Annotated in this window: 1 protein-coding gene; it reads right to left on the bottom strand. The window is 59.9% G+C overall.

What is annotated here, in order from left to right; all coding sequences use genetic code 11:
• Positions 1–310: 310 nt before the first annotated feature.
• A complete protein-coding gene (locus tag MY55_RS22250) occupies positions 311–2890 on the bottom strand; it encodes a TonB-dependent receptor (RefSeq protein ID WP_047238722.1) in 2580 nt (859 codons plus the stop codon).
• Between the last annotated feature and the right edge of the window lie 577 nt (positions 2891–3467).

The raw sequence follows: 3467 nt of genomic DNA, 5'->3' as shown, positions 1-3467 counted from the left end.
CCTTGCGCCAAGCCGGTCACCAGCGCGTAGATCAGCACGGCATGGAATATGATCACCCCAGCCAAGCCGGCGAATCGTCGCCTTGGCGGAGGGCCTCCCACTCCTTTAGCTGTGATACTCGTCATTTGGGTTACCCGTTCGTTCAAAGCCGGCGAGCCGGGCGCTCCGTCCTCATGAGCCGAAACGCCCATGCCCGCCGACGATTACAACATCAAGATGCGGCAAAACCGCATCCCCTTGCTACCTAACACTTGGGTTTGGCACCCATGACAGAATGCTATACCTATCGATTAAATACAATAGGCATAGACTACAGTTTGTACGACGTTTTGATAAAGAAGGCGCGCCCCACCGGATCGGTCAGAACCGGGTCGAAACCATACTGGAACGACTTGGTCTGGTTGCTGAACGGCGGCTGCTGATCGAACAAGTTTTTCACCCCCGCCGTCACCGTCAGTTTCTTCTTCCAGACATAGCTGCCGGACAGGTTCCAGTTCGAGTAGGAGCGCACGCTGTGGTTTTCGTCGTTCGGGTTCATGTCGGTGTAGCCGGACGAATAGTTCTGCACCAGCGAGGCGCTCCAGGCCGACTTCGCCCAGTTGAAGGCCAGGCTATGCTTCCAGCGCAGCGTCGGCAGCAGGATGTTCTGATACCAGCCGCCCAGCGGGCTGTAATACACGCCGTCCTTTTCCAACTGCTGCACGTACTTGGAGGTGTAGGTGCCGTCCAGATTGACGCTGAAATCGCCGATGGCGGTTTTCGGCAGGCGGAATGCCAGGCTGACATCCACGCCGGCCACGCTCAGATTGCCCAGGTTCTCAGTCGGGGTCTTGACGTAGTCCAGCGAGCCATCCGGATTGCGCACGAAGCGGTCGGCGTACTTCGCCGGATCGGCGAAGATGGCGCCCGGATCCAGCGTGCCTATGCTGTTCTGCACCATGGTCCACCAGAAGTCCGCGCTGGCGGTCACCGCCGGCACCGGCTCGATCACCAGGCCTAAGGTCAGCGAAGACGCTTTTTCCGCCGCCAGGGTGCGGCTGCCGCCCTGCATCACCATGAACTGCTGATTGCAATCCTGCGGCTTGTTGCCGCCGTTGGCTGGCACGCCGCCCGGGCAACGCACCGGGTCGTTGAACTTGTCGGCGCTATAGGTTTTGGAGTCCGGCATGAACACGTCGTACAGCGATGGCGCGCGGAAGCCCTTGCTGGCCGAGCCGCGGAACAACACCTGGGAAACCGGCTGGTACTTGAAGGCCACCTTGGGGTTGAACGAGTTGCCGAAATCGTTGTAGTGGTCGAAACGCGTGGCGACCTGGACATCCAGCCCCTTCAGCACCGGGATGTCCGCCTCGGCATACAGCGCGGACACATTGCGCTGGCCCGAAGTGGATTGCGAATTGGCGATGCCCGAGCCGATGGCGTTCCTGGCCGCCGCCTGGATCTGGCTATCCAGCTTCTCGTGGCGCACTTCGGCGCCGATCGCGGTCGCCAGCATGCCGGCGGGCAACTCCAGCACCTCCTTGCTGGCCTTGAAGTCGGCCAGCGCGGTGGTGTACTTGGCGATCCAGCCGTCGCCGGACAACTTCACGCTATCCCACGCGCCCGGATCGGAAGGACCGAAAGGGTTGATGGTGCCGTTCTTGAACGCGTTGCGGATCAAGGTTTCGTTGGCATAGCCGCTCTGGTAATTGATGGTGGTTTTGTTTTCCGAATAGATGGCCCCGGTCCGGTAGTCCCAGCCGCCCAGCAAGCCCTCGGCATTGAAGGCGATCCGCTGCGTGTCGGAGGTGCTCTTGGTGGTGCGCGGCCCCAGCGGCACCGAGCGCGCGTTCAATACCACCGGGCTGCCATCGGTAGGCGTGCCATCCGGCAAGGTGGTTGGATAATATTTGTCGCCCGCCACCAGCGTGGCGATCTTCGCCAGCGGGGTCGGGGATATCCGGGTGGTGCTGATATTGCGCGCGCCCATGTACTGCAGCGACAGGGAATGATCGCCGATCTGCTTGGTGGCCTTGGCGGTGGCTGTCCACTGCTCCACCTCCGGCGTCAGATCCATGAACAGCGTGGACATCTCGCCGCAGGAATTGGCATCCAGCGGCTGCGCATAGGGCGGCTGGCACTTCGGCGCCGCCGGGTTGTAACCAACGCCCTTGTAAATAAAGTTGGCGGGGAAAACCGAGCCACTCAGGTTGTCCGCAGTCAGATTGTTATGCGCGTAGCTGCGCTCCAAGGTGGTGATGCGTTGGGTCTTTTGATAAGCCAGCGAGCCATAGACATTCCAGCCGTCCTCCGCCAGATTGCCGACGCCGCCAATCAGGTTGAAGTTGCCGGTATTGCCGCCGCGGTGCTCGGTGGACAGGATTTCTCCGCCTACGGTCAGGCCGGTAACCGACTTCTTGGTAATGAAGTTGATCACGCCGCCGATGGCGTCGGTGCCGTAAATCGCGGAGGCGCCGTCGCGCAGCACTTCAATGCGTTCGATGGCCGAAAGCGGTATCGCATTCAGGTCGGTGGCGTAGCCGCTGATGGCCTGGCTAGCGACCCTGCGGCCATCCAGCAGCACCAGCGTGTACTGCGAACCCAAGCCTCGCAGGCTGGCATAGGACGCGCCGCCGCTCACGCTTTGGACCGAAGACGCGGACACCATGCCGGACTGGTTGCTGGCCAGCGAATTCACCACCTGCTCCACCGTCGTGAAGCCCTGCTTGGTCGCCTCTTCAGTGCGGATGACGGTAACCGGCAGCGCCTTCTCCTGTTTGATGCTGCGCTTGATGTTGGAGCCGGTCACTTCCACGCGGTCCAGCTCTCCGTTGCCGTCTGCCAACGCCAGAGGAGCATGCGAACCAATGCCTATCAAAGCCAGCGCCAGCGCCAGCTGTGTTCTTTTCATCACGGAACTTCTCCTTCACGCTATTTCCCGAGCCCTGTCTGCCGGTTCTGTGGCCGGCATGGCAGGAGGTACAGACACGCCATGCATGTGCATGTCATGTTTCGAGTGTGTGAAGAGTTCGCACAATGCGTCAATCTCGGTAATAGTCAGTCATAATTTGCAAAGCGCTCCGACATTGGCCGCCCTGCCCGGCTTCCGCCCATGACGACGGTGGCGGCAGGATGCGCGGCGGCAAGCAAATCCAGTGCCGGCTGCACCCTTGTCCTTGTTCGGAGGTTGAGAATCCCCCTCGCTCGCACCGCGTCGCCTTATCAACAATCCATGTCGGATTTTTTCAATAAATGTTGTTTTTTACAAAATAATTCTCTTTATTTGTAAAAAAGAAATTTATTGTTCACTAACAAAGTGAGTAATACTCATATTTACAATCAAAAAAAATCACCTCCCCAATCACAAGCCCCCTGGCAACCGCTCCCTTCCGTGCCGAGGCCATAAAAAAAACCGGCCTCGCGGCCGGTTTGTCTTTCCTTCCCCTGCGCTCAGGCCGGCGCCAGCGCCGCGCTCCACCCCTGCGGAA

Source organism: Chromobacterium subtsugae (assembly GCF_001676875.1).
Classification (GTDB): domain Bacteria; phylum Pseudomonadota; class Gammaproteobacteria; order Burkholderiales; family Chromobacteriaceae; genus Chromobacterium; species Chromobacterium subtsugae.
This window is presented reverse-complemented; position numbering and strand designations above follow the sequence as displayed.

What these genes read in the sequence shown, in the direction of transcription:
- MY55_RS22250 (WP_047238722.1), bottom strand. Translation starts at nt 2,890, where the DNA reads ATGAAAAGAACACAGCTGGCGCTGGCGCTGGCTTTGATAGGCATTGGT.